This is a genomic window from Mycolicibacterium duvalii (assembly GCF_010726645.1).
GTDB lineage: Bacteria > Actinomycetota > Actinomycetes > Mycobacteriales > Mycobacteriaceae > Mycobacterium > Mycobacterium duvalii.
Genome location: NZ_AP022563.1, coordinates 145,159 through 168,946, shown reverse-complemented (window position 1 = coordinate 168,946; position 23,788 = coordinate 145,159). Strand labels below are relative to the sequence as shown.

The following is a 23,788-nucleotide window of genomic DNA, read 5'->3' as shown; positions in this document are numbered from 1 at the left end:
GATTGTCGCAGTGCGACGCACCGATCACGAAAACGAGAGAGACAGCTCACGTGAAGCCGAGCCAGCTCGCCGACCTGAAAGCCAAGAAGAAGTGCTGTCGCAGCAAGCCGCGCTGCAAGCGCTGCCCGGTGGTGGTGAGCAAGGTCCGCAAGGCCGAATTGAACGGTATCCGCGGCAAGGAACTGGCCAAGGTCTACAAGCGCGCACGAAAGTCCTGAGCGTCTCCCGGGCGGGTTACCGTGCGGAGATGGCCCGCACCTGGTCCTCGTCCCTGCCCGTACTCCCGTGACCGAGCTCGTCACCGTCGGACACGGCGCGCTGCGCAGCGCGGCGCTGGCCGCACTGTTCGACGGTGCCGGGGTGCGGGCGGTCGTCGACATCCGCCGCTTCCCGGCCAGCAGGCACAACCCGGACGTGGCGCGGGCGTCGTTGGAGAGTTGGGCACCGGAGGCGGGCGTGGCCTACCGCTGGGACGATCGGCTGGGCGGCCGGCGGCGGCTGCCGGCCGGCACCGAAACCGTCGACACCTGGTGGCGCGTGGCGCAGTTCGCCGCCTACGCCGCCTACACCCGCACCGAGGATTTCGGGTGTGCGCTCGAGGACCTGCTCGAGCAGGCGGGCCGGCAGCGCACGGCGATAATGTGCAGCGAGGCCGTGTGGTGGCGCTGCCATCGGCGGCTGGTCGCCGACGTCGCCGTGCTGGCCCGCGGCATCGACGTCGCGCACCTGATGCACGACGGCCGGCTGCTGGCCCACGCGCCCGCAGACGGGGCCCGGCTGGGCGCCGACGGCCGGGTCTACTGGACCGGGTGACCTCGGCGGCTCACCAACCTCGGCGGCGCGGGGCCGATCCGACCAGTTCGCCTTTCCCGGCGGCCTCCCGGCTGCGGTAGATGATGTAGGGCCGGAACAGGTAGCCGATCGGCGCGCTGAATGCGTGCACCAGGCGGGTGAACGGCCACAGGCAGAACAGCAGCAGCCCGAGGGTCACGTGGATCTGGAACCACAGCGGCGCCTCGACCATCAGGTCGCCGCGCGGCTGCAGCACCCAGATCGAGCGGAACCACGGCGACACCGTGTCCCGGTAATTGTGTTCCTCTCCCACCGGGGTCGCACCGATCAGGGTGCAGGCCAGGCCGGCGACGATGGCCAGCACCAGCACCAGGTACATGACCTTGTCGTTGAGGGTGGTCGCCATGAACACCGGCCCCCGGGTACGGCGGCGGTAGACCAGGAGTGCGATGCCGGCCAGCGTGCACACCCCGGCGATGCCGCCGAGCACGAGGGCCTGCACGTGGTAGGCGTGCTGACTCAGGCCGGCGGCGTCGGTCCACGACTTCGGGATGACCAGCCCGATGATGTGCCCGACGATCACGACCAGGATGCCGAAGTGGAACATCGGGCTGGCGATCCGCAACAGACGGCTCTCGTAGAGCTGCGAAGAGCGGGTGGTCCAGCCGAACTTGTCGTAGCGGTAGCGCCACCACGTCCCCACCGCGACCACGGCCAGCGTCACATAGGGCACCACGTCCCAGAAGATCTGTCCGCCGGACATCTCAGCGTCTCCCTTCGTCGCCGACGCCGACCGCATCGGGTTGTCGACGCGGTGGAACGGTCAGGGTGAACGGCTGCAGCCCGACGTCTTCGGCGGGCGGGCCGGCGGTCGCCAGCTGCTGCGCGCGGCGCAGGTCGGCGTCGGTGGCTGCCGGCAGCGTGGACCGAACGGCCGCCACCGCGGACGCATACGGCGAGCCGGCCTCACACAGCCCGCCGTGCAGTACCTCCAACGGGACCCGGTGCCGGGACAGCAGGGATCGGCCCGCGTCCGGGTCGACGGTGGCGGCGAATTCCAGCACCACCGGCAGATGGTCCGGCGCCTCGCGCGCGGGCACCCCCACACCGGCGCCCGTGTACGCCTGCGCGAACTCGAGCATGGCCCGGCCCCGGTTGCGGGTGTCCCCGGCAGTCCAGTAGGTCAGGTACATGGTGCAGCGGCGGCGCAGGTCGAACGTGTCCACGTACCGTGCGGCGGCCGTCGTCGGGTCGAGGGCGCGCACGGCAGTCAGCGCCGCCGAGAGTTGTTGGGCCGCAGCACCATCGAGGTGTTCGAGCAGCGCCCCGGCGGCATCGAGCCGACCGGTCTCGGGGTAACTCAACAGCAGCGACGCGCACTGCCAGACCAGACGGTCGCCCAGCGCCGGACGGGCCGGCCGTCGCAACCTCATCACCGGTCCCCGTTCTGCGGGAACAGCCCCGACGGCGCGCCTCGCCCGTCCCAGTTGAGCAGATTGACCCGCGACGGCCGGCTCTCGTTGGCCGCCATGTGCTCGGTGGTCTGCCGGTGCCGCAGCGCGTGGAACGTTTCCACGGCCACCGGCACCGGCATTCCGCTGGCCTCACCGAACGGACCGGACTCGTACATGCCGGGGCCGCCGTCGAACGACAGCGAGCATCCGGGTTCCTCGGCGCCGTGGGTCGCGTCGGCGGCATAGGCCGTCGGGATGACGTAGCGCTCCTCGTATTTGGCCAGCGCCAGCAGTCGGTACATGTCGTACATCTGTTCTTCGCTCATCCCGACCGATTCCGGGATGTCGGGGCGGGTGTCGCGGCCGAGGTTGATGTCGCGCATGTAGGACCGCATCGCCGCCAGCCGCCGCAGCACCCCTTCCACCACCGCGGTGTCACCGGCGGTGAACAGTCCGGCGAGGTATTCGATCGGGATGCGCAGCGCTTCCAGCGCGCCGAACAGATTACCGGCGTCCTCGCCGTCGTGTCCGCTGCGGCTGACCGCGTCGACGACCGGCGACAGTGGCGGGATGTACCAGACCATCGGCACCGTGCGGAACTCCGGATGCAGCGGCAGCGCAACCTGATACGTGTGGATCAACGCGTACACCGGTGAGCGTTGCGCGGCTTCGATCCACTCGTCGGAGATGCCCTCGGCCCGGGCCGCGGTCACCACAGCGGGATCATGGGGGTCCAACAGGATCGACTTGTGCGCCTCGTAGAGGTCGGTGTCCTGCGGCGCCGAGGCCGCCTCGAGCACCCGGTCGGCGTCATAGAGCACCAGGCCCAGGTAGCGCAGCCGACCCACACACGTCTCGGAGCACACCGTCGGCAGCCCGACCTCGATGCGGGGGTAGCACAGCGTGCACTTCTCGGCTTTGCCGGTTTTGTGGTTGAAATAGACCTTCTTGTAGGGACATCCCGATACGCACATCCGCCAGCCGCGGCACCTGTCCTGATCCACCAGGACCACGCCGTCCTCACTGCGCTTGTACATCGCGCCGGACGGACACGACGCCACACACGACGGGTTGAGGCAGTGCTCGCAGATCCTGGGCAGGTAGAACATGAAGGTCTGTTCCAACTCGAGCCGCACCTGTTCGCTGACCTGCGCGAGCACCGGATCGCCGGACACGATCTCCGGTGCGCCACCGAGGTTGTCGTCCCAGTTGGCCGACCATTCGACCTTCATCGGCTTGCCGCTGATCAGGCTGCGCGGCGGCGCGACCGGGATGTGTTCGCCCAGCGGCGCGTTGGTCAGGTTCTCGTAGTCGTAGGTCCACGGCTCGTAGTAGTCCCCGATGGACGGCAACTTCGGGTTGGAGAAGATGTGCAGGAGCTTGTGCAGCCGTCCGCCGCCGCGGAGGCGCAACCGGCCGCGGCGGTCGCGGATCCACCCGCCGCGCCACCGCTCCTGATCCTCGTAGGTGCGGGGATAACCCTGGCCGGGCCGGGTTTCGACGTTGTTGAACCACACGTACTCGGTGCCCGGCCGGTTGGTCCAGGCCTGCTTGCACGTCACCGAGCAGGTGTGACATCCGATGCACTTGTCGAGGTTCATCACCATCGCCATCTGGGCCATCGGTTTCATCAGTAGACCACTTCCTGCGAACGCCGCCGCACCACGGTGACCTCGTCTCGTTGATTGCCGGTCGGGCCGAGGTAGTTGAACGCGAACGCCGTCTGGGCGTATCCGCCGGCCAGGTGACTGGGCTTGACCAGCAGCCGGGTCAGGGAGTTGTGGATTCCGCCGCGCTTGCCGGTGGTTTCGCTGCGCGGCACGTCGATCGTGCGTTCCTGGGCGTGATAGACGAACACCACACCCTCGGGTATCCGGTGGCTGACGATCGCCCGGCACACCACCACCCCGTTGCGGTTGACCGCCTCGATCCAGTCGTTGTCGCGGACGTCGATCTTGGCCGCGTCGGCCGGACTCATCCACATCGTCGGGCCGCCTCGGGACAACGACAGCATGAACAGGTTGTCCTGGTATTCCGAGTGGATGGACCATTTCGAGTGCGGGGTCAGGTAGCGCACGGTCAGCCCGATGCCGTCGCGGGCGCCGATCGCGTTCTCCCCGAACAGCGCTTCCATGTCCAGCGGTGGCCGGTATACCGGCAGTTGTTCACCGAGTTCCTCGAGCCAGTCGTGGTCCAGGTAGAAGTGCATCCGTCCGGTCAGCGTGTGGAACGGCTTGAGCTGCTCGATGTTCACGGTGAACGGCGCGTAGCGCCGGCCCCCGGTCTCGCTGCCCGACCACTCCGGGCTGGTGATCACCGGAACGGGCCGGGCCTGGGTGTCGGCGTAGGTGATGCGGCGTTCCTCACTGCCTTCGGCCAGGTGCGCCAACCGCTGCCCGGTGCGACGTTCGAGTTCGCGGAACCCTTCGACGGCCAGACGCCCGTTCGAGGTCCCCGACAGTGCCAGCACGACGTCGGCCATCCGCTCGGCCGTCGTGACGGCCGGCCGTCCCGCGGCCGCCCCGCTGCCGAGGACGCCGAACTTCTTGGACAGCTCCGCGACCTCGTGCACCGGCCAGGTGGTCACCCCCTTGGTGGTTACACCCAGCCGGTCGACCAGCGGACCCAGCGTCGCCCACTTGTCGGCGATCGCCGCGTAGTCGCGTTCGACGACCGTCAACGGTCCGATGGTGCTGCCGGGCACCGGCACCTCCCCGGTGTCGCGCCAATCTCGTTGAGCGCCGCCCGGATAGGCCATCGCCCCGGGGGTGTCGTGCTGCAGGGCGCCGAGTACGACGTCGGTGCGGGTACCGAGGTGGGTCCGGGCCAGCGCCGAGAACGCGCGCGCGATCGCGCCGAATGCGTCGAAGTCCGACCGGGTCTCCCAGGGCGGGTCGATCGCGGGACTGAACGCATGGACGTAGGGGTGCATGTCGGTCGAGGACAGGTCGGCCTTCTCGTACCAGGTGGCCGCCGGGAGCACCACATCGGAGAGCAGCGTCGTCGACGTCATCCGGAAGTCGATGGACATCAACAGGTCGAGCTTGCCTTCCGGAATCTCCGGCGGCCACGCGACGTCGCCGGGCCGCAACTCCTCGGGGGTCGGGGTGGCCTGCAGATTCGACGTGGTGCCCAGCAGGTGGCGCAGGAAGTACTCGTTGCCCTTGCTCGACGAGCCCAGCAGGTTGGCCCGCCACACGTTGAGCACCCGGGGCCAGTTCGCGGGATTGTCCGGATCGGTCACCGCGAGTCTGAGGTTGCCGCTGGCCAGTTGCTCGCAGACGTACTGCGGGATGTCGCGGCCGGCGGCCCGTGCCTCGTCGGCGACGTCGAGGCTCGAGCGGTCAAACTGCGGGTAGAACGGCATCCAGCCCATCGCGGTCGCGGCGGCCACGACGTCCATCGTGTGCTTGCCGGCGAAGCGACCCCGCCCTGTCGGGCTGGCCAGAGCGTCGGCGCGGTAGCCGTCATAGCGCCACTGGTCGGTGTGGGCGTACCAGTACGACGTGCCCGGCATCTGGCGCGGCGGCCGGGTCCAGTCGGTGGCCATGGCCATGGTGGCCCACCCGGTCACCGGGCGGCATTTCTCCTGCCCCACGTAGTGGGCCCAGCCGCCACCGTTGCGGCCCATCGAGCCGGTCAGCATCAGCATCGCCAGCACCGCGCGGTAGGTGGTGTCGCCGTGGAACCACTGGCAGATCCCGGCGCCCATGATGATCATCGACCGGCCGCCGGATTCCTCGGCGTTGCGGGCGAATTCGCGGGCCACCCGGATCGCCTGGGCGGCCGAGACGCCGGTGATCGACTCCTGCCAGGCCGGGGTGTAGGGCTGGCGGGGGTCGTCGTAGCCGGTCGGCCAGTCCCCCGGCAGACCCGGGCGGGCCACCCCGTACTGGGCCAGCATCAGATCGAACACCGTGCAGACCCGATGCTGACCGACCCGGCGCACCGGGACGCCGCGGCGCAACATCGCGCCCTGGCCGCCGGCGGTGTCGAAGCGGGACAGGGTGACCACGGCCGTCTCGGCATCGGGGTCGTCGCGGGCCACCGTCAGCGCCGGAACCAGCCCGCCGAGGTCGAGGTTCCACCGGCCCTCACCGTCCTCGCCGTACCGGAACCCGAGCGAACCCGGCGGCACCGCAGGCGAATCCGTAGCGCCGTCGACCAGCACCGGCTTGAACGCCGAGTTCTCTTCGTTCTCCCAGCCTGCGCCGAGGTCTGCCGCGGTCAGCATCTTGCCCGGCACCACCTGTCCGTCGCGTTCCTCGAGTGTGACCAGGAACGGCAGGTCGGTATAGGTGCGGACATAGTCGATGAAATACGGGACCCGCTGTCGTACAAAGTAATCCGTGAGGATCACGTGGCCCATGGCCATCGCGAGTGCACCGTCGGTTCCGGCCGCGCACGGCATCCATTCATCGGCGAATTTGGTGTTGTCGGCGTAATCGGGGCTCACGCTGACCACCTTGGTGCCCCGGTAACGGACCTCGGCCATCCAGTGCGCGTCCGGCGTCCGGGTGACCGGCACGTTGGAACCCCACATCATCAGATAGGACGCGTCCCACCAGTCCCCGGACTCCGGCACGTCGGTCTGGTCGCCGAACACCTGGGGCGAGGCCACCGGCAGGTCGGCGTACCAGTCGTAGAACGACGTCATGGCCCCGCCGATGAGCTCGACGAAGCGCGATCCGGCGGCATGGCTGACCATCGACATCGCCGGGATCGGGGAGAACCCGGCGACCCGGTCCGGGCCGTAGGCCTTGATGGTGTGCACGTGCGCGGCCGCGATCATCTCGGTGGCCTCGGCCCAGGTCACCCGCACCAGGCCGCCCCGCCCGCGGGCCTGCTGATAGCGGCGCCGCCGCTGCGGATCGGACTGGATGTCGGCCCAGGCCAGCACCGGATCGCCGAGCCGGGACCTGGCCTCCCGGTACATCTCGACCAGCACCCCGCGCGCGTACGGGTACCGGACCCGCGTCGGCGAGTAGGTGTACCAGGAGAAGGCGGCCCCGCGCGGGCAACCGCGCGGCTCGTATTCGGGGCGGTCGGGACCGACCGACGGGTAGTCGGTCTCCTGGGTCTCCCAGGTGATGATGCCGTCTTTGACGTAGACCTTCCACGAACACGACCCGGTGCAGTTCACGCCGTGGGTGGAGCGCACCACCTTGTCGTGACTCCACCGGTCGCGGTAGAAGACGTCACCGTCGCGGCCACCTCGGCGGTGTACGGTGCGACCGTCGTCGGAGAACTCCCCCGGGGTGAAGAATCTCCCGCTGCGCTGCAGCAATTCCTCTGCGGCACCGCCGATCCGCGCGGTCATGTCCGCGCCTGAGGCTCTCGGGCGTGCAGCTTCGTCGCGGTGTAGGCCAGCGCCGCCAAGGCCGTCACCACCAGCAGCACCAGACCCACGGTGTAGTCGTTGTCCACTTCGTCATAACTGGCCCCCATCACCAACGGTGGAAAGTACCCACCCAAACCTCCTGCGGCAGCGACGATTCCGGTCACCGAGCCGACCTTGTCCACGGGAGCCCGCCGGGCCACCCAGGCGAAGACGCCGCCGGTGCCGACGCCGAGGAACACGGCCAGCGCGGTGAACGTCACCGCCGACCAGAGATCGGCGGGCGGCTGGGTCACCGCGACGGCGGCCATCACCGCGGTGCCGCCGAGGGACGCCAGTACCACGTACTTGGGCGGGATGCGGTCGGCCAGCGCACCACCGATCGGTCGGGCGACGACGGCGGCCAGCGCGAACGCCGCGGTCCGGGCGCCGGCGTCGACCGGCGAGAACCCGTAGATCGCCTTGATGTAGGTGGGGAGGTAGTTGCTGAACGCGACGAAGCCGCCGAACACGATGGCGTAGAGGAAGCACATCTCCCAGGTGACGCGGAGTTTCGCGGCCGCGCGCAGTTTCGGCAGTACCGGCTCGGCGTTCGGGGTGAATGCGGGCGCGTCGCGCAGCACCACGACGCTGAGCAGGGCCGTGAGCGCCAGCGCGACCGCGACCAGGACATGGGTGGTCATCAGTCCGAACCAGGTGACCAACCGCGGTGTGAAGAAGGCGGACAACGCGGTGCCCACCATGCCGGCGCCGAACACGCCGGTGGCGAATCCGCGCCGCGCCGGGTCGTACCACATGTTGGCGAACGGGATCCCGACCGCGAAGATCGTGCCCGCCACCCCGAGGAAGAACCCGAACACGATGAGCAGCGGGTACGAGCCCATTGTGCCGGCGACACCGACCGCGAGCACCGGGACGATCGACGCCAGGGTGACGGCGATCAACATGGTGCGGCCGCCGAGCCGGTCGGTCAGCGGGCCACTGGCCAAGCGGCCCAACGACCCGACCAGAATCGGGGTGGCGACCAGCAGCGAGGCCTGCCCGGCGGAGAGATCGAGATCGGCGGCGTACGTGGTGGACAACGGGCCGATCATGTTCCACGCCCAGAAGTTGATCGCCGAAACCCAGGTTGCCATCGCGAGATTGACGCCCGGGCGGGCGATCGTGGACGACGGTGTAGCCGTGGTCACCGTTGCAGCCAATCACGATCAGACCGCAGATGTCTGTCGAATACCGATCATGGCGACGACGATTTCGTACCGCGGACGCCCGGCCGGGTGCGCCGCCCCGGGCCGGGCTTGGTCGACCCGTCCGTTCCGCGAATCCCGGCGGGTTATGGTCGTAGACGCCCCAACGGCGGTCAGGCCGGCGCACCGAGCGCGACGCAGAGTTACTGGCACACGCGAACGAGATGACGAGGAGCCAGCGCACATGTCGACATCGCAAGTCCCCAGCGACGAACAGCGCCCCAAGGGGAACCCGGTGCGCGAGGCTGTCCGCAGCCTGTATCCCGCCGTGTTCATCCCGGCGTCGGTGATCATTCTCGGGCTGATCCTGTTCTCGGTGGTCTTCTCGGCGAGCGCCGAGAACGCCTTCACCGAGCTGAACACCGCCATCACCAGCACGGTGGGCTGGTGGTACATCCTCGTCACCACCGGGTTCGTGGTGTTCGCCGTCTACTGCGGGGTGTCGCGGATCGGCACGATCCGCCTCGGCGAGGACGGCGAGCGGCCGGAGTTCTCGTTCACCGCGTGGATGGCCATGCTGTTCAGCGCCGGTATGGGGATCGGCCTGGTGTTCTACGGGGTCGCCGAGCCGTTGTCGCATTACGTCAACCCGCCTGCCTCCCGCGGCATCGACGGCTCCACCGACGCCGCGGCGCACCAGGCGATGTCGCTGACGTTGTTCCACTGGGGCCTGCACGCCTGGGCGATCTACGTGGTGGTGGGCCTGGGCATGGCCTACATGACTTATCGCCGGGGCCGTCCGCTGTCGGTGCGCTGGCTGCTCGAGCCGCTGATCGGCAAGGACCGCGTGACCGGGTGGATCGGCCACACCGTCGACGTCATCGCGGTCGTCGGCACGCTGTTCGGCGTCGCCACCTCGCTGGGCTTCGGCATCACCCAGATCGCCGCCGGCCTGGAGTACCTGGGCTGGATCGAGGTGAACAACTGGTGGATCGTCGGGATGATCGGCCTGATCACCGCGATCGCCACCGCGTCGGTGGTCAGCGGTGTCAGCAAGGGCTTGAAGTGGCTCTCGAACATCAACATGACGATGGCGGCCCTGTTGGCACTGTTCGTGCTGCTGCTCGGCCCGACGCTGTTCCTGCTGCAGGCCTGGGTGCAGAACCTGGGCGGCTACATCCAGTCGCTGCCGGAGCTGTCACTGCGCACGGCGCCGTTCAGTGACGGGTCGTGGCTGGGCTCGTGGACGGTCTTCTACTGGGGCTGGTGGATCAGCTGGGCGCCGTTCGTGGGCATGTTCATCGCGCGCATCTCGCGCGGCCGCACCGTCCGGGAGTTCGTCGCCGGCGTGCTGCTGTTGCCCACGCTGATCGGATCGCTGTGGTTCACCGTCTTCGGCGATTCCGGCATCCTGCGTCAGCGCAATGACGGCGACATGCTCGTCGACGGTGCCGTGGACACCAACACGTCGCTGTTCCAGCTTCTCGGCGGGCTGCCGCTGGGGGTCATCACCAGCGTGATCGCGGTGCTGGTGATCGTGTTCTTCTTCATCACCTCGTCGGACTCCGGTTCGCTGGTGATCGACATCCTGTCCACCGGCGGCGAGAATCTGGACCCGCCGAAACTGAGCCGGGTGTACTGGGCCGGCCTGGAGGGGCTGGCCGCCGCGGTGCTGTTGATCGTCGGCGGAGCCGGGTCGCTGACCGCGCTGCAGACCGCGTCGATCGCGACGGCGGCACCGCTGTCGGTGGTGATGGTGGCCGCGTGCGTGGCGATGTTCCGCGCGTTCCGCTACGACCTGGCGACCACACCGCGGTTCCTGCAGGTCCGTACCGCCAACGGGGCCGGCCCCGCGAGCGGCGGCCGCCACGACGTCTCGGCGACGCTGGCGGGTCTGGTCGCGGTGCGCAGCGTGTCGTCGCACCTGATGGAGGTCCACCCGACCACCGGGGAGCTGACCGTCACCGAGCCGGTCGACCCGCTCGAGCACGACGAGCCCGTCGAGGGCGACTATCTCAGCGACCCCGACCGGGAATTGCCCGGCTCCAACGGCGCGACGGCGGGCGACGAGAAGCAGACCTGAGCCGAGGTCACCCCGGGGACTGCAGCAGTGCGGCCAGGTCGGGCAGCCAGGCGCGGTCGGCCGGCACCCAGGGCAGCGTTTCGAGCTCGGGGCCGCGTACCCATCGCAGCGCGTGGTGATCGTGGGCGGCGACGTCGCCGCCGGTGCGCGTGACGAGGTAGGCACGCAGCGTCGTCGCGGTGGCCAACGCGATCTCGACGCCGACCCGCGCGCCCACGGTAACCGTGATGCCGAGTTCCTCGCGCAACTCGCGGGTCAGGGCCTCGGCGTCAGTCTCGCCGCGGGCCACCTTTCCCCCGGGCAGTTCCCACAGGCCCGCCAGCTCGGGCGGGCGGGCGCGCTGAGCGACCAGCAGCGCGCCCTGCTCGACCAGTGCGCCGGCGACGACGACGAGGGGTGCGGGAGACGAAGACGGCATCGTCGCAGAACGGTATACCGTCGAGATCATGGCCATACTCACCGACGAGCAGATCAATGACGCGCTGGCCGGGCTGCACGGCTGGCAGTACTCCGACGGCGCGCTGCGTCGCTCCGAGAAATTCCCCGCGTTTCTCGACGGCATCGAGGCGGTCCGCCGGGTCGCCGAACACGCCGAAGCCCAAGACCATCACCCCGACATCGACATCCGTTGGCGCACCGTGACTTTTGCGCTGGTCACGCACTCCGAGGGCGGAGTCACGGAGAAGGATGTGCAGATGGCTCGGGCGATCGACGGCCTCCTCGAATAGCGACCCAGGCCAGCGTCGCCAGTGTGGCGACGAGGTAGATCAGCCCAGGCCACGCGAGATACCAGGGCCGCGGGATGGTCCAGATGCTGGGCTGGGCGAAGCTCAACAACCAGGGCACACCGACCAGTATCAGGAGCAACCAGCCCCAGCCCAACACTCGCGCCCCGACGCGGTCGCGCAGCGGGCCGTGTAACAGCCAGATCATCAGCGGGATCAACCACACCCAGTGGTGCGTCCACGAGATCGGCGAGAGCAACAGGCCGAAGAGTTGCACGATCACGATGCCGCCGAGCCGGTCCTGTGCGCCCCCGATCGCCCGCCACGCCAGCACCGCCAGCACCGCGGTCGCCGCGATCCCGATCAGCACCGCCGGCCCGTAACCGGCGTCATGGCCGAGCACCCGCGACACCCCGCCGCGCCAGGACTGGTTGAACGAGGTCGCCACCGGACCGACGCGGTGGGCGTCGCCGAGCAGTTCGGTGAAGTACACGCGCACCTGGTCGCCGACGACGAGCGCGGACACCCCGATGGTGGCCAGGAACACCGTCGCGGAGAACAGCACGGTGCGCCAGCGCCGCGCGCCGAGGAAATAGAGACCCGAGACCGCGGGGGTCAGCTTGATCCCCGCGGCCAGGCCGACCAGCAGACCCGACCACCACCACCGGGTGCTGACCACCGCGCCCAGCACGGCGAGCACCAGCAACACGTTGATCTGCCCGTAGTCAAAGGTGCTGCGCAGCGGTTCGGTCCAGATCCCGACCGCCGTCCACAGCATCGCGACACGCCGGCTGCCGCCGGGCCCCGGGTCGGACAGCAGCCGCTGGCTGCACCGCACCACGCCGTAGAGCGCGACGACGATGCCGAGTTGCCAGAGCAGTGCAACCACGCCGAACGGCAGCAGATGCAGCGGGTAGAACACCACCGCGGCGAACGGCGGATAGGTGAATGGCAGCGGGAAGTCCGGTGTCTGCTCGGCGTAGACGTAGTCGTAGAGGGTGCCGGGCTCGTTCAACGCCGCCGCACCGCCGACGTAGACGTGCAGGTCGACGAAGTTCGCACCGGTGGGCAGCAGATACGTCCACGCCAACCGGGCGCCGGTGCTGAGCAACAACAGCACAGGCGCCGCGGCGAGCAGCCGCGCCGCCAGACGGGGACGCGGCGGCGCGGGCGTGGACTTCGAGGTGTCGATGGGTCGACTGTATCGACGCCCGGCCCGAAGACCGGCGTGCCGGTCACCGTCCGCGCTCATGTGCGTAACGGATGCATAAATGCCACTCATGTCACTTGAGTAACACCAGTAACAGGCTAGCTTCGGGTGCAGGCGTGCCACCGACCGATTGGGAGACCTCATGCACCGCACCCGAAAACTGTTCGCCACCACGATGATCGCAGCAGCAGGGGCGGTTTCGGCTGCCGTTGCGTTGTCGGCCTCGGCTGCCGCGCAGCCGGCTCCGGCGCCCGCCCCCGGTCCCGCGCCGGAGGTCCCCGGCCTGCCGTTCCTGCAGCAGCTGGCCGCCAACCCGGAGGCGGTGCCGCAGCTGATGCAGACCTTCGCCAATGTGATGGGCGGCGCGCAGACGGCCGCCGCGCCGGCGGCCACCCCGCCGGCGGCTACGGCGCCGGTGGGCACGGCGACGACCGGCCCCGCCACCGCGCCAGGGGCGTCGGCGTCGATCACGCTGCCCCAGCCGGCCGACATGCTGCCCGGCGCGAACGCCCTGCCCGGGGCGACGGCTCTACCCGGCGCGACGGCCCTGCCCGGCGGCAACATCACCACGGTGCCCGCGGGCAACACGACCACGGTCCCGGCCACCGCACCGGCGGCCGCCCCGACACAAAACCCGTTGGGCGCGCTCACCGACTCGCTCGGGGTGCCCGGCGGGCTGGCGTCACTGCTGCCCAGCGGCACCCCGCTGGCCGGGCTGCTGCCGACCGGGGGCACCGCGCCGGCCGGGCCGGCCGCACCGGCACCCGCCGCGGCACCGGCTCCGGTGTTCACGCCGCTGTCCGCTCTGCCCTGATCCAGGGCTGACACCAAACACCCGCTCCGTCAACCACATTGGGGGATCATGTCGACGACCAGGACGAAGTTCACCACCGCACTCGCGGTGGGTTCGTCGATGGCTCTGCTGGCGGTCGGGGTGTCCGGCGTCGCGCACGCCGAGCCCGCCGCCGCGCCGGTACCGATCGACGGTCTGCAGGCTCCGGGCCTGCCGGCCGTACAGAGCATCGGTCCGGTGATCCAGCAGGCTGCGGCTGATCCCGCCAATGCCGCCTCGATGCTGATGGCCGCCGCCGCGGTGTTCGCCGGAGACGCCGCAGCGCCGCGGCCCTCCCGCGACGTCGCGTCGGCGGTCAATCAGTTCGTCCAGCCGGTCGCCCACGTGCCCGCCAGCGGCGCGATCCCGGGCACCGAGGCGCACCTGCCCGCCGGGATCAACCCGGCACACGCCGTAGGCCCGGTGCCGGAAACCGCCCCGCACGCCCCGGCAGCCGTGGCGCCCGGGCCGGCCCCGCTGCCCGGACCCGCTCCGGTGCCGCCGCCCGCACCCGCTCCGGGTCCCGCGCCGGTGCCGGCATCCGCACCGGCTCCCGCGCCGGCGCCGTTGCCGGCGGCCCAGCCGGCGGCCGCCACCACACCCGGGGGGGCACCGGACTTCGGACCCGACGCACCGGTGACCCAGGACTTCCTGTACCCGTCGATCAGCAACGGCTGCCTCGGCGACGGCGGCAACGTGCTCGCGACGGCGATCTCGGTGGCCGGTCCGGCGAAGATCCCGACGCCGGGTCCCGGCCCCGGCCAGACCGCCTACGTGTTCACCGCGGTCGGCACGCCGGGCCCGGCAGCCGAGCAGAAGCTGCCGCTGAACGTGACGTGGGTGAACCTGAGCACGGGCAAGTCCGGCAGCGCGACGCTCAAACCGCGCCCCGACATCAACCCCGAGGGCCCGACCACGTTGACGGCGATCGCCGACACTGGCTCCGGCAGCATCATGTCGACGATCTTCGGTCAGGTCACCACCACTGAGAAGCAGTGCCAGTTCATGCCGACCATCGGCTCGACCGTCGTCCCCTGACCGGTTCCGCCGGAACAGACGGTATGGGGAGTCAGTAGGCCATGAACAGGATGGCGTCGCGGTCGTAGTCGCGGCCCGGATGCTGCTCGGAAAGGTGCTTCTGGGCCTTCTCGACCAGGTCGTCCTCGTCCTTGCCGGTGATCGCTTCGCCGCACGGGCAGTTCAGGTGAGTCTTCATGACTTCACAATGACACAGCCTTCGCGTGCGGATGAGACAAGATCGCCAACATGGACATCTACGAGGTGATGCGCACGACCGGGGCGGTCCGGCAGTTCACCGCCGACCCGCTGCCCGACGAGGTGCTGGTGCGCATCCTCGACCACGCGCGGTTCGCGCCGACGGGCGGCAACCGCCAGGGGGTGCGGGTGATCGCGATCCGCGAGCCCGCGACCCGGGCAGCGCTGGCCGAGCTGAGTGTGACCGGCGCCCGGCGTTACGTCGCCCAGAAGAATCACGGCGAGGGGCCGTGGAACCCGTTACGGCCGACCGGACTGCCGGCCGAACAGATCGCGGCGACCGAGGTGCCGGCGGCGATGACGGCCCCGCTGCACGACGCCGCGGTGGTCCTGGTGGTCTGCGTCGACCTGTCGGTGGTCGCGGCGACCGACCAGGAGCTTGCGCGCGTCGGCGTGGTCGCCGGCGCATCGGTCTATCCGTTCGTGTGGAACGTGCTGCTGGCGGCCCGCAACGAAGGCTTCGGCGGAGTGCTGACCACGATGGCCGTCGCCGAGGAACCCAGGGTCCGGCAGCTGCTGGGCATACCCGATGACTACGCCGTCGCCGCCGTGCTGCCGCTGGGCAGACCCCGGCATCAGGTGCGCAGGTTGACCCGCAAGCCGGTGTCGGCGCTGGCCACCCGCGAACGTTTCGACGGCGCGTCGCTGTGACCGGCCGTCGGCGTCGTGAGACCTTGAGAACATGACGGTCACGCTGGGCTATGCGATGGGCGGCCCGGCGTGCACCGATCTCGACGACCAGGTGGCCGAACTGTGTGCCGCCGGAGTGGATTCGCGGCGCATCTTCACCGACCGCCATCCCGGACCGGCCGACAAGATGCGGGCCGGGCTGGTGGCGCTGATGAGCTACGCGAGGGCGGGCGACGTCGTGGTGGTGGCCGCGCTGCACCGGCTCGGACGCACCGCCACCGAGGTGACCCACACCGTCGCCGACCTCGAGGCCCGCGGCATCACGTTGCGCTGTCTGCGCAGCGGGCTGGACACCGCCACCGACGCCGGACGCATGGTGGCCGCGGTGCTCACCGACCTGGCTGCCCTGGACGCCTGAGCCTCGATGCCTAGGCCTTGGCGGCCTTGTCGCTCTTGGCTTTCGCTTTGGCCTGCTTCTTGTACTCCCGCACCTTCTGCAATGACCCGGCGTCGGTGACGTCGGCCACCGACATGTGGACATCGGCCTTGCCGTAGTCGCCGGCCGCGGCGCGCCAGCCCGCCGGGGTGACGCCGTACTGCTTACCCAACAGCGCGACGAAGATCCTGGCCTTCTGCTCCCCGAATCCCGGCAGCGCCTTGAGCCGGCGCAGCACGTCGGCCCCGTCCGCGCCGTCGGACCACAAAGCCGCGGCGTCACCGCCGTACTCGTCGACGATCACCTGCGCCAGCGCCTGTACCCGCTTGGCCATCGACCCGGGAAATCGGTGCACCGCCGGGGTCTGGGCGAACAACTCCGCGAAGCGGTCGGGGTCATAGTCGGCGATCAGCGCCGCGTCGAACCCGCCGAGCCGGTCGGCGATCTTCTTCGGTCCGCTGAACGCCACCTCCATCGCGATCTGCTGAGAAGTGGCAACACGATTACCACTGGCCGCTGCCAGGCGGTCGGCGATCTTCTTCGGGCCCGCGAAGGCCACTTCGAGGGGAATCTGCTGGTCTAGACACATTCCAACCAACAGCGCGAACGGACTCTGGGACAGCAATTGATCAGCCTCGGGGTCTTGCGCGAGGCAGAGGTTTACGGTCATGCCAGAAGCGTACGAGCAACAGTCGGAGTCCGAAGCAGCGCACATAGTGAGGGGTTGACACGCGGGGCGACCCCCGTGCCATCGCCGGGGGTTAGTTGTTCACGCGTCTGGCGGGATTGAGTCGCCACTTGTGGCGAGATCGGGATTGACAGTTCTTGGAATACGGACCGACTCGTCGTTGATCTTGAACGTGATTGAATCGGAGTTCTGCGACAACGAGAAATCTGGCAGATCGGACTCTGGTGGAGCCTCTTCGAGGACGTGCTTGAGCGGTTCCTTAACGTATTTGTCGAGAAAAACTGCCATGGTCGGACCAGCTGACACTTCCAGATGTTTCCATGCATCCTCCCCGACGTAGGATTGGCCACCGACTGCCTCGAATGCCTTTTGAAGTTCAGACAGCTTTGCATTATCCGTCGAGTCGAGAACAACCAAAACTGGCGTGTATCCACCCGCGACACAATCGAGTGGGAAGTCGAGTTCTTCCGACCACCGGCCTTGACCGGACGCAGCGATAGTAACTCGCAGTTTTATTTCGTACGCCAGATTCCCCTTTACGGCATCGACCTGGCGACCCTTTCTGTGGTCGTTTCGCCGCCGAACTGGGCTTTTACTTGCCGCTGCTGGAACCCCGCCAATAGCGCTGGCAATTATTGGCTCGAATAGGTATCCGGTTTCCTGGCCCGCGCGATTATCCAAATCGAACATCCACTTACGCCAAAGAAGTAGAGCTGCAAGGTTGGATGGCCTCCACGCCCCGTACTGGAGCAGACCCCTGGGGCCAACTTGCTCCAACGTCGGAATTGGCTGTTGCGTGAGAATCCTCTCGTATTTCAGACGAGCTTTATGCAACGCGCCGAGACAAGCAAAATAAGTGTCACCATCGTCTACCGCATCCATTAGCCTTTTGAAAGTGTCGATTACGTCTTCGGTGTTATCGAGGCGCAACAAACTGGGCGGATTCACGTCGAACAGCTCTGGGACATTCGACTGTTCGGTATCGGAAAAACGGACAACACCGAGGTCACGGGCAATCAGATGGATCAAGGCTTTGGCGACGGCTGGAGCCAGGGACACGCCGAGGTCACCACTGGAAAGCCTGCATACCCTCTCGAATAGGGCACGTTGGCTCTGGCTCAAGACCACAGCGTCAGCTCCTCGGCAAAAGACTTTTGATACCTACTCAAAATGCGGTCCGTTACCGCAGCGAGCGCAGGGCTCATTTGTTCCCCGACGGTTGGCTCGAAGTGAACCAACCTGCCGGGTTCAGAGTAGAGACCTTGATCCATCGATAGAGTGGACGCAAGAGCGCGACCAAGTGCCGAAGCGAACCTCACAGGGATTGCATTACCGATGAGCGTCGCAACATCGTTGTTGCTGCCCAAGAACTGATACTCGTCGGGGAAAGTCTGCAGTCGCGCACACTCTCTCAGCGTAAGAGGGCGATCTTCGAACGGATGGATGAATTCACGGGCCGCTGCACTTGTGATTGCACGCGAAGGCTCGTCTGGCTTGAGCCTCCGGAGGCCCGCTGGGGCTCCGCCTCGTTTTTCAGTTGGCGTGCCATCCGAAACCCGCCTGTTCGCCCGACGAATGTAACTATCGTGCTGCAATTCGGGCGGGAGGTCACGCATAGTCTGGCCCCACTTTAGTGCCTTATACCGGAGGGCATTGAGTTCACCCGGAGGACGAACCCAATGGTTGGGCAGAGTTGCGTCGACCGCGTTAATTGCTACGGCCGGCAGATCGTCGATCGCATCCTGCACGGTCGGCGTGTAGGGCAATAATCTATGGCCGGTCTTCGTCGATCCGGGTGAGCCGAAAGCACGATGAGTGGCGCGAGGGAGTGCTGGCATTGACGTAAGTGAGCCGATTGCTATTGTCCGCTTCCTTAGCTGCGGGACGCCGTAATTCGCAACATTCAGCTTTTCGATTGCAATCTTGTAACCTGCCTCGATCAATGGGTCCAGCAGCGCAACAACGTAATCTCCAGCGGCGGATGTCAAAAAACCTTCGACGTTTTCGAAGACGAAGCTATTCGGTTTGATCTCAGCAATCAGCGAAGCAAACACCCCGACCAGGCTGTTCCTAAGGTCAGCGCCATTCTTTGCACCAGCCGAGGAGAACCCTTGGCAGGGTGGACCTCCAACGATTGCGTCGGGCTTGCCGTGGGCCTCCGAAATGAGCAGCTCAGCCGACAGGTCATGTGCATCGATCTCAAGGAAGGGAACATCCTGATGGTTGGCTCGGTAGGACTTCGCGGCGGCGGGCCAGAAATCCGATCCGAGCAAGGTGACTGCTCCAATGTCGTGGAGCCCCTGCGACAGGCCGCCCGCTCCGGCGAAGAGGTCGATGACTCGCACTGGCGCGGGATTGACGTCGTTAGTCGATGACACACTGCGAATCCTAAGGCGCACCAGGGACATAGTGCGCTATGGCTCGCGGGCGGTAGTCCTGTCAACCTGCGGTGATTAAGCTGGGCGGATGCGGTTCCCCGCACCGAGTTCTCCGAGCGTTCGATCCCGAATGCAACGGCAAGCACGCCGGGATACCAAGCCTGAGATCGATCTCCGAAAACTCCTACACGCTCGCGGAATGCGGTATCGCCTGGGAGTACCCGTGCCGGGCATACCCAGGCGCACCATCGACATCGCATTCACATCAGTCAGGGTCGCCGTCTTCGTAGACGGCTGCTTCTGGCACGGATGCCCAGAGCACGGAGGACAGCCAGCTGCTAATGCCCACGCCTGGAATGCGAAGTTCTTGAACAACCAGCGACGGGATGTATCCACGACCGAACACCTCACAAATCTGGGGTGGGAGGTCGTACGAATTTGGGAACATGAACCTCCCGAATCAGCTGTGAGTCGAATTTCGACAATCGTCGCTGATCGACGCTCAGCGCAACGACCCCTGTGAATCGTTGGAGGTCAACGATTTGGACTCGCCCGACAGGGCCACCAGACCAGCCGTAAGTTCTGCGTACTCCCGGCGAGTCTGGAGCTCTGAAACCCGTACACGACCGGGCACCCGCATAACCGACCGGTCAGGAGGCCCGGGGAGGGGGTAACCCCCCTGGGGTGCCTCCGTCCGGCGAACTGCGCCACAACCTGCCCCGCTCAGTGCTGCACTCCCAGGCGCTACCCCACCCTGTATCCCTGCATCCCGCACGCACGCCAACCCTGCGCTGCCTGTGCAGTACAGCGCCGCAGCCCCTACTGCCGGGCGCTGCCTAACTCAGACCTAGCCCCCACGCAGGGGAACACCGTTACAGGCCCTGTGGGCCACGCTGACGCACGAATGTCCATCTGGGGTACACCCGTGCTGGGCAGTCTCCGCCGACCGCTTCAGCGTCAAACTAGAGTCGGGAAACAATTATTCGACGTACTGCCTAGTAGGGTCTTAGAATCCAAATGGACATACGGTTAGACGAGGAGGTTAGAAAACATGGGACATCGTGTCGGGTACCAGCGAGTCAGCACGGTCGACCAAAACACCGGACGCCAGCTCGACGGCGTGGAACTGGACAAGGTGTTTACCGATAAGGCCAGTGGCAAGGACACCAAACGTCCAGAACTGGCAAGGGCGCTTGAGTACGTCCGCGAGGGGGACACTCTCGTCGTCCACAGCATGGACCGCCTGGCCCGCAACCTGGAAGACCTGCGCCGGATCGTCCGTGAACTGACCGGCAAGGGTGTGCGAGTTGAGTTCGTCAAGGAGTCTCTCGCCTTTACGGGCGAGGACTCGGCGATGAACACACTGCTGCTGTCCATGCTTGGCGCTGTCGCCGAGTTCGAACGGTCAATGATTCTCGAGCGGCAACGGGAGGGAATCGCTGTCGCGAAGGCTGCGGGGAAGTACAGGGGCCGTAAAGCGGCCCTCACTATTGAGCAGGCCGACGAGCTTCGTGCCCGACTCGCGGCGGGCGAGTCTGTGACCACCCTGGCCAAGGTATTCGGGGTAAGCCGACAGACGGTCTACAACTACGCGGCGTGATCCGCGCTAGATGATGCCCAACTGCCGCATGAGTTCCTTATCCTCGTCGCGGCGGCGTCGGTCATCATCCGCCGCTCTAGCGGCGGCAACCTCGTCCCCACGTGGCCGAGCCCGCTCCTCGTCGATGCGATCAGCCAGCCTCACGTACTTCTCCAAACCGCCCAGTTCTCGGGACAGTTCTTCTGCGATTTGCTCGGCTCCTTCAGGCACGGAGTAGGCCGTGCCGTCTCTCTCCAACAGCCCAACCGCAACCAGTCTGGACAGCACGTCTCGTGCTGTGGAGTAACCCATGCCTCCCGCAGTGCTGATCTCCTTAGCACTGCGGATGCCAACACTCACCAGATCGAATACCTGGGAGTGACGGCCAGCTAAGCCGTCACCTAACCAAACAACATGGAGGGGATCTACAGGGAATCCCCTGAGGGGGGATTCCCCCTTACTAGGAACTGTGGTCAATCCCGGCACAATTAGTCCGTACTCGGTGCCGTCGTCGTTCTGTTGGAGGATGCAGACAAGACCTGCCTTGACGAGCCTCCCCGTAGCCGAACTGACTGTCTTCGGCTCCAGGCCAGTAATCAGCGACAGCGTCCGGACGCTGGCACCAATGGTCAGGGTGTGCTCGTTCCGGCACAACCGCAGGATCGAAAACAACACCACTCGGTCTGTTGCCCCACCGGGACCGGTCCAAAGTCCGTAGCGGGCTCTGCGTTCGACCCGTTGTAGAGCATCTGCGAGGTACTTTGACGGTTTCGCCGTGTTCGGAGCCGACGCACCCGCGTACTTCTGCAGTGCTCCTCTCAATGCGATTTCAAGCCACTTGGGATCGTCGCCGGTATAGGCGCCTCTCAACAGTGCTGCGCCTTCGTGCCCCTTCATCCGGATCACCGGAGGGGCAACGCTGAGAAGTACATCGTTCCGTTCTCCGGGGCCGGCCTCTGCGAACCTGCGGACGAGTGCGTCCACCGTCTCGTCCGCCTCGTAACCTGACTCCGGTTGTCTTTCGATCCCCGAATCCTCGCCTTTGTCGATAACGGCAAGAAGCCCCAGTGGAGCTGGCGCTGGATCTAGATCGTTGAGGAGCTCGTACTTGCGCTCAACGCCGTCAGGGCAGATGACAACACTTCCCGGCAGCATCACGGCAGGAGGTACGTCTATGCCAGGGCCTAACCCTCGCCACCTGAGGCGAACGTCATTGGGAATCGTGAAGATCAGGTGCTTCCCAAAACCGTTTGGGTGCGGTGTAACCGTCTGGACCATCCGTGTTTGCGGCAGATCCGGGAATCTCCGCTGAAGGGCGTCAATCGAACCACCGTTTTTCGGGTCCACATCGATAACCAGTAGTCCGCCCGTGCCGTTCTTCAATTTCGCGTTCCGCTTGAAGAAGTCCACATAACGCTTGGTGTCTGCCAAGTTCCAATGTTCGCAACCCTTGCGAACCTTCTTCGTCTTGCCCCATCCGGGTACAAGCACACAATCCCGGTCGAGGTAGAACCGCAGGTACTTCATCGCGGGCATACAGATTTCACATTAGTGTTCGCAATCGAGGACGGACAAGACCTACCGGGCCAGTCCCAGCCGCTTAGCCTCGGCTCCGGAAATGTCCACGAACGGCACACCGTCGTCTGGCCTATAAATGCTCGTATGGAGGGGTCGACCTGAAACAAGAACGAACCTGACCCCGTGGTCCACCATGAGCTGACGCTTGTCGGCGGTCTCCCACACCTCACCGTAGGTATGGCCCGTCTCCTCGGTGGTCCATCCAGCCGGCCGCGACGGTAGGGCCTCCAGCGCGCTTCTGCGGTCGATCAGCGACCGCATCCGCTGGATGTAGAGGTCCTCGTCCTCGGCGGACACAATGAGGCCAGCGTCTGACTCTTTACGCAATCGGTCGATGCTGGCGTTCACCTGCTCAAGCTCGTAAGAATGATCCTCCCCCGTCACGAACACGCGCCGAGTCACCTTCTCGTCGCCCCAACGGTCCAAGAACGTCTCTTCGAGCAAGCCATCAGCGTCTTCTGCGCGCATGCTGACGCCGTTGCAGTTCAACGGAGTCCGGCCGCAGCGGTACGACCGCCATTCCCTCGTCTCGCCGCTGGCGAGCTTCTTTCGAGTGAACTGTTGAGCCAAAGAGGCGCCGCAGATCGGCCCCGCAGCCCCGTCGCACGCGGGACAGCCGGGGCATCCGCAGATGCCGACACCGAGCATCGGATTCGCGGAGCCCGTCGGCGTGCGCCGGTTCATCTTCCGAAGCTGGGCGGCTTCCTGAATCTGTTTCCAGGTGTCCGCATCAAAAGTCGGAGGGCCGAGCCGGATCGGCTCCCCGTCGCCGTCGAGCACGGTCTTGGCTTGCTTGCCGCGACCCGTCATCTTCAGCCCTTGTGTCCTAGGCGAGGTAAGCGCGTCGATAACCGTGTTGACCGTCCACGGGCGGGCTTTCGCGGGCTTACCCTTGGCAATTCTGGCCCGGTCCATGTTGGTGAGGTGCCCGGACTCGTTACACCACGCGGCAATTCGGATGAAGCTCCAGCCATCGAGCAGCTTCGCTGCCATCTGCTCTATGAGCGCCTTGCCCTCTGGGTCAGTATCAAGTCCCTTTCCCTTGCCGCTGGGGTGGTCGACCACTTTGAAGCCAAGTGGAGGCACACCGGACGCCCACCGATCCATCTGTCGCAACTTGCGGTGGCTGTCGCTGGCACGCGCCTTGAACCGGTTGAGTTCGAGCTGAGCGAAGAACGAACCGAGGTAGACAAACAGTTCGGCCATCATCGCGTCGATGCCTTTGGCCGTTCCCGGCCGGTAGTCGAGCTTCAGCCCGTCGTCGGCGAAGACGACGGTCTTGTGTCGCTCCTCTGCCCACCGGGCGAAGTCGACACAGTGCCGGGTGGATCGGAACGCACGATCCATCTTCGACCATACGATGGCGTCCCACCGGGCCGCCCCCTCGTCGTCGAGCCACTTCCCCAGTTCGGGCCGGTCTTCGGGGCGCTTCTCTGCGGAGACGCCAAGGTCTTCGAAGCTACCGACCACCTCGTATCCGTTGGCCTCGGCCCATCGGGTCGTGCTTTCGATCTGAGCAAGGTGCGAAACCTTCTGCGGCCCTTGCAGAACGGAGACGCGAGCACCAACTATGGCACGCAAAGGTTTGGACTGGGACATAGTC

The 23,788-nt window shown here is 66.7% G+C and carries 23 protein-coding genes; 10 read left to right on the top strand and 13 right to left on the bottom strand.

The window, feature by feature from the left end:
- The first annotated feature begins 50 nt into the window (after window positions 1-50).
- Window positions 51-218: a hypothetical protein gene (locus G6N31_RS26955; protein WP_098003904.1), complete on the top strand. Its 168-nt coding sequence runs from the start codon at window positions 51-53 to the stop codon at window positions 216-218.
- A 67-nt stretch (window positions 219-285) separates the two neighbouring features.
- Window positions 286-813, top strand: coding sequence for a DUF488 domain-containing protein (locus tag G6N31_RS00890; RefSeq protein WP_098003905.1), 528 nt, complete (start codon window positions 286-288; stop codon window positions 811-813).
- Window positions 814-823: 10 nt separating this feature from the next.
- Here G6N31_RS00890 and narI read toward each other — a convergent pair whose 3' ends face one another.
- The 5 genes from narI to G6N31_RS00865 are packed head-to-tail and all read right to left on the bottom strand — an operon-like array spanning window position 824 to window position 8,720.
- Window positions 824-1,555 (bottom strand): respiratory nitrate reductase subunit gamma, encoded by a 732-nt coding sequence (gene narI, locus G6N31_RS00885; protein ID WP_098003971.1) that lies wholly within the window; start codon window positions 1,553-1,555, stop codon window positions 824-826.
- Window position 1,556: 1 nt separating this feature from the next.
- Window positions 1,557-2,225 (bottom strand): nitrate reductase molybdenum cofactor assembly chaperone, encoded by a 669-nt coding sequence (gene narJ, locus G6N31_RS00880; RefSeq protein WP_179964248.1) that lies wholly within the window; start codon window positions 2,223-2,225, stop codon window positions 1,557-1,559.
- A complete protein-coding gene (gene narH / locus G6N31_RS00875; protein ID WP_098003907.1) occupies window positions 2,225-3,877 on the bottom strand; it encodes a nitrate reductase subunit beta in 1,653 nt (550 codons plus the stop codon). Before narH ends, narJ begins: the two co-directional genes overlap by 1 nt.
- Complete coding sequence (locus tag G6N31_RS00870) at window positions 3,877-7,566, bottom strand: nitrate reductase subunit alpha (protein ID WP_098003908.1); 3,690 nt, start codon at window positions 7,564-7,566, stop codon at window positions 3,877-3,879. The genes narH and G6N31_RS00870 overlap by 1 nt, the downstream gene beginning before the upstream one ends.
- Window positions 7,563-8,720 carry a nitrate/nitrite transporter gene (locus G6N31_RS00865; RefSeq protein ID WP_163721980.1) on the bottom strand — a complete coding sequence of 386 codons (1,158 nt, stop codon included), beginning with the start codon at window positions 8,718-8,720 and terminating at the stop codon, window positions 7,563-7,565. Before G6N31_RS00865 ends, G6N31_RS00870 begins: the two co-directional genes overlap by 4 nt.
- A 295-nt stretch (window positions 8,721-9,015) precedes the next feature.
- Between G6N31_RS00865 and G6N31_RS00860 the strand changes: the two genes are divergently transcribed.
- Window positions 9,016-10,854: a BCCT family transporter gene (locus G6N31_RS00860; RefSeq protein ID WP_098003910.1), complete on the top strand. Its 1,839-nt coding sequence runs from the start codon at window positions 9,016-9,018 to the stop codon at window positions 10,852-10,854.
- Window positions 10,855-10,861: 7 nt separating this feature from the next.
- On the opposite strand, the gene G6N31_RS00855 is transcribed toward G6N31_RS00860, so the two are convergent.
- Entirely contained in the window at window positions 10,862-11,272 is a 411-nt protein-coding gene (locus G6N31_RS00855; protein WP_098003972.1) for a (deoxy)nucleoside triphosphate pyrophosphohydrolase, read from the bottom strand.
- Between the two features lie 28 nt (window positions 11,273-11,300).
- On the opposite strand from G6N31_RS00855, the gene G6N31_RS00850 reads away from it, so the two are divergent.
- Complete coding sequence (locus G6N31_RS00850) at window positions 11,301-11,582, top strand: 4a-hydroxytetrahydrobiopterin dehydratase (RefSeq protein ID WP_098003911.1); 282 nt, start codon at window positions 11,301-11,303, stop codon at window positions 11,580-11,582.
- Here G6N31_RS00850 and G6N31_RS00845 read toward each other — a convergent pair.
- Entirely contained in the window at window positions 11,530-12,831 is a 1,302-nt protein-coding gene (locus G6N31_RS00845) for a mannosyltransferase (RefSeq protein ID WP_234815339.1), read from the bottom strand. The genes G6N31_RS00850 and G6N31_RS00845 overlap by 53 nt on opposite strands.
- 100 nt (window positions 12,832-12,931) lie before the next feature.
- Here G6N31_RS00845 and G6N31_RS00840 point away from each other — a divergent pair, with 100 nt between their 5' ends.
- Both G6N31_RS00840 and G6N31_RS00835 read left to right on the top strand, forming a co-directional pair.
- Window positions 12,932-13,603, top strand: a complete 672-nt coding sequence (locus G6N31_RS00840; RefSeq protein ID WP_098003913.1) for a hypothetical protein — start codon at window positions 12,932-12,934, stop codon at window positions 13,601-13,603.
- 48 nt (window positions 13,604-13,651) lie between these two features.
- Entirely contained in the window at window positions 13,652-14,659 is a 1,008-nt protein-coding gene (locus G6N31_RS00835; RefSeq protein WP_098003914.1) for an Rv1157c family protein, read from the top strand.
- A gap of 31 nt (window positions 14,660-14,690) precedes the next feature.
- Here G6N31_RS00835 and G6N31_RS00830 read toward each other — a convergent pair whose 3' ends face one another.
- Window positions 14,691-14,837, bottom strand: a complete 147-nt coding sequence (locus G6N31_RS00830) for a DUF1059 domain-containing protein (RefSeq protein ID WP_098003915.1) — start codon at window positions 14,835-14,837, stop codon at window positions 14,691-14,693.
- Window positions 14,838-14,887: 50 nt separating this feature from the next.
- On the opposite strand from G6N31_RS00830, the gene G6N31_RS00825 reads away from it, so the two are divergent.
- Both G6N31_RS00825 and G6N31_RS00820 read left to right on the top strand, forming a co-directional pair.
- Complete coding sequence (locus tag G6N31_RS00825; protein WP_098003916.1) at window positions 14,888-15,547, top strand: nitroreductase family protein; 660 nt, start codon at window positions 14,888-14,890, stop codon at window positions 15,545-15,547.
- Window positions 15,548-15,578: 31 nt separating this feature from the next.
- Entirely contained in the window at window positions 15,579-15,944 is a 366-nt protein-coding gene (locus G6N31_RS00820) for a recombinase family protein (protein ID WP_098003917.1), read from the top strand.
- A gap of 10 nt (window positions 15,945-15,954) precedes the next feature.
- Here G6N31_RS00820 and G6N31_RS27185 read toward each other — a convergent pair whose 3' ends face one another.
- The 3 genes from G6N31_RS27185 to G6N31_RS00805 form a co-directional block, all read right to left on the bottom strand.
- Window positions 15,955-16,632, bottom strand: a complete 678-nt coding sequence (locus G6N31_RS27185) for an HhH-GPD-type base excision DNA repair protein (protein ID WP_234815340.1) — start codon at window positions 16,630-16,632, stop codon at window positions 15,955-15,957.
- A 99-nt stretch (window positions 16,633-16,731) separates the two neighbouring features.
- Window positions 16,732-17,778: an ApaLI family restriction endonuclease gene (locus G6N31_RS00810; protein ID WP_133117696.1), complete on the bottom strand. Its 1,047-nt coding sequence runs from the start codon at window positions 17,776-17,778 to the stop codon at window positions 16,732-16,734.
- Window positions 17,769-19,028, bottom strand: a complete 1,260-nt coding sequence (locus G6N31_RS00805; protein ID WP_163721979.1) for a DNA cytosine methyltransferase — start codon at window positions 19,026-19,028, stop codon at window positions 17,769-17,771. The genes G6N31_RS00810 and G6N31_RS00805 overlap by 10 nt, the downstream gene beginning before the upstream one ends.
- 88 nt (window positions 19,029-19,116) lie before the next feature.
- Between G6N31_RS00805 and G6N31_RS00800 the strand changes: the two genes are divergently transcribed.
- Together G6N31_RS00800 and G6N31_RS00795 are read left to right on the top strand one after the other, a co-directional pair.
- Entirely contained in the window at window positions 19,117-19,551 is a 435-nt protein-coding gene (locus G6N31_RS00800; protein WP_098003919.1) for a very short patch repair endonuclease, read from the top strand.
- 528 nt (window positions 19,552-20,079) lie between these two features.
- On the top strand, window positions 20,080-20,628 hold the full coding sequence (locus G6N31_RS00795) for a recombinase family protein (RefSeq protein WP_098003920.1): 549 nt from the start codon (window positions 20,080-20,082) through the stop codon (window positions 20,626-20,628).
- A gap of 6 nt (window positions 20,629-20,634) precedes the next feature.
- On the opposite strand, the gene G6N31_RS00790 is transcribed toward G6N31_RS00795, so the two are convergent.
- Window positions 20,635-22,143 (bottom strand): bifunctional DNA primase/polymerase, encoded by a 1,509-nt coding sequence (locus tag G6N31_RS00790; RefSeq protein ID WP_098003921.1) that lies wholly within the window; start codon window positions 22,141-22,143, stop codon window positions 20,635-20,637.
- Window positions 22,144-22,185: 42 nt separating this feature from the next.
- Window positions 22,186-23,784, bottom strand: a complete 1,599-nt coding sequence (locus tag G6N31_RS00785; protein WP_098003922.1) for a recombinase family protein — start codon at window positions 23,782-23,784, stop codon at window positions 22,186-22,188.
- Between the last annotated feature and the right edge of the window lie 4 nt (window positions 23,785-23,788).

What these genes read in the sequence shown, in the direction of transcription:
- narI (WP_098003971.1), bottom strand. Translation starts at nt 1,555, where the DNA reads ATGTCCGGCGGACAGATCTTCTGGGACGTGGTGCCCTATGTGACGCTG.
- narJ (WP_179964248.1), bottom strand. Translation starts at nt 2,225, where the DNA reads ATGAGGTTGCGACGGCCGGCCCGTCCGGCGCTGGGCGACCGTCTGGTC.
- narH (WP_098003907.1), bottom strand. Translation starts at nt 3,877, where the DNA reads ATGAAACCGATGGCCCAGATGGCGATGGTGATGAACCTCGACAAGTGC.
- G6N31_RS00870 (WP_098003908.1), bottom strand. Translation starts at nt 7,566, where the DNA reads ATGACCGCGCGGATCGGCGGTGCCGCAGAGGAATTGCTGCAGCGCAGC.
- G6N31_RS00865 (WP_163721980.1), bottom strand. Translation starts at nt 8,720, where the DNA reads ATGGCAACCTGGGTTTCGGCGATCAACTTCTGGGCGTGGAACATGATC.
- G6N31_RS00860 (WP_098003910.1), top strand. Translation starts at nt 9,016, where the DNA reads ATGTCGACATCGCAAGTCCCCAGCGACGAACAGCGCCCCAAGGGGAAC.
- G6N31_RS00855 (WP_098003972.1), bottom strand. Translation starts at nt 11,272, where the DNA reads ATGCCGTCTTCGTCTCCCGCACCCCTCGTCGTCGTCGCCGGCGCACTG.
- G6N31_RS00850 (WP_098003911.1), top strand. Translation starts at nt 11,301, where the DNA reads ATGGCCATACTCACCGACGAGCAGATCAATGACGCGCTGGCCGGGCTG.
- G6N31_RS00845 (WP_234815339.1), bottom strand. Translation starts at nt 12,831, where the DNA reads ATGAGCGCGGACGGTGACCGGCACGCCGGTCTTCGGGCCGGGCGTCGA.
- G6N31_RS00840 (WP_098003913.1), top strand. Translation starts at nt 12,932, where the DNA reads ATGCACCGCACCCGAAAACTGTTCGCCACCACGATGATCGCAGCAGCA.
- G6N31_RS00835 (WP_098003914.1), top strand. Translation starts at nt 13,652, where the DNA reads ATGTCGACGACCAGGACGAAGTTCACCACCGCACTCGCGGTGGGTTCG.
- G6N31_RS00830 (WP_098003915.1), bottom strand. Translation starts at nt 14,837, where the DNA reads ATGAAGACTCACCTGAACTGCCCGTGCGGCGAAGCGATCACCGGCAAG.
- G6N31_RS00825 (WP_098003916.1), top strand. Translation starts at nt 14,888, where the DNA reads ATGGACATCTACGAGGTGATGCGCACGACCGGGGCGGTCCGGCAGTTC.
- G6N31_RS00820 (WP_098003917.1), top strand. Translation starts at nt 15,579, where the DNA reads ATGACGGTCACGCTGGGCTATGCGATGGGCGGCCCGGCGTGCACCGAT.
- G6N31_RS27185 (WP_234815340.1), bottom strand. Translation starts at nt 16,632, where the DNA reads ATGACCGTAAACCTCTGCCTCGCGCAAGACCCCGAGGCTGATCAATTG.
- G6N31_RS00800 (WP_098003919.1), top strand. Translation starts at nt 19,117, where the DNA reads ATGCGGTTCCCCGCACCGAGTTCTCCGAGCGTTCGATCCCGAATGCAA.
- G6N31_RS00795 (WP_098003920.1), top strand. Translation starts at nt 20,080, where the DNA reads ATGGGACATCGTGTCGGGTACCAGCGAGTCAGCACGGTCGACCAAAAC.
- G6N31_RS00790 (WP_098003921.1), bottom strand. Translation starts at nt 22,143, where the DNA reads ATGCCCGCGATGAAGTACCTGCGGTTCTACCTCGACCGGGATTGTGTG.
- G6N31_RS00785 (WP_098003922.1), bottom strand. Translation starts at nt 23,784, where the DNA reads ATGTCCCAGTCCAAACCTTTGCGTGCCATAGTTGGTGCTCGCGTCTCC.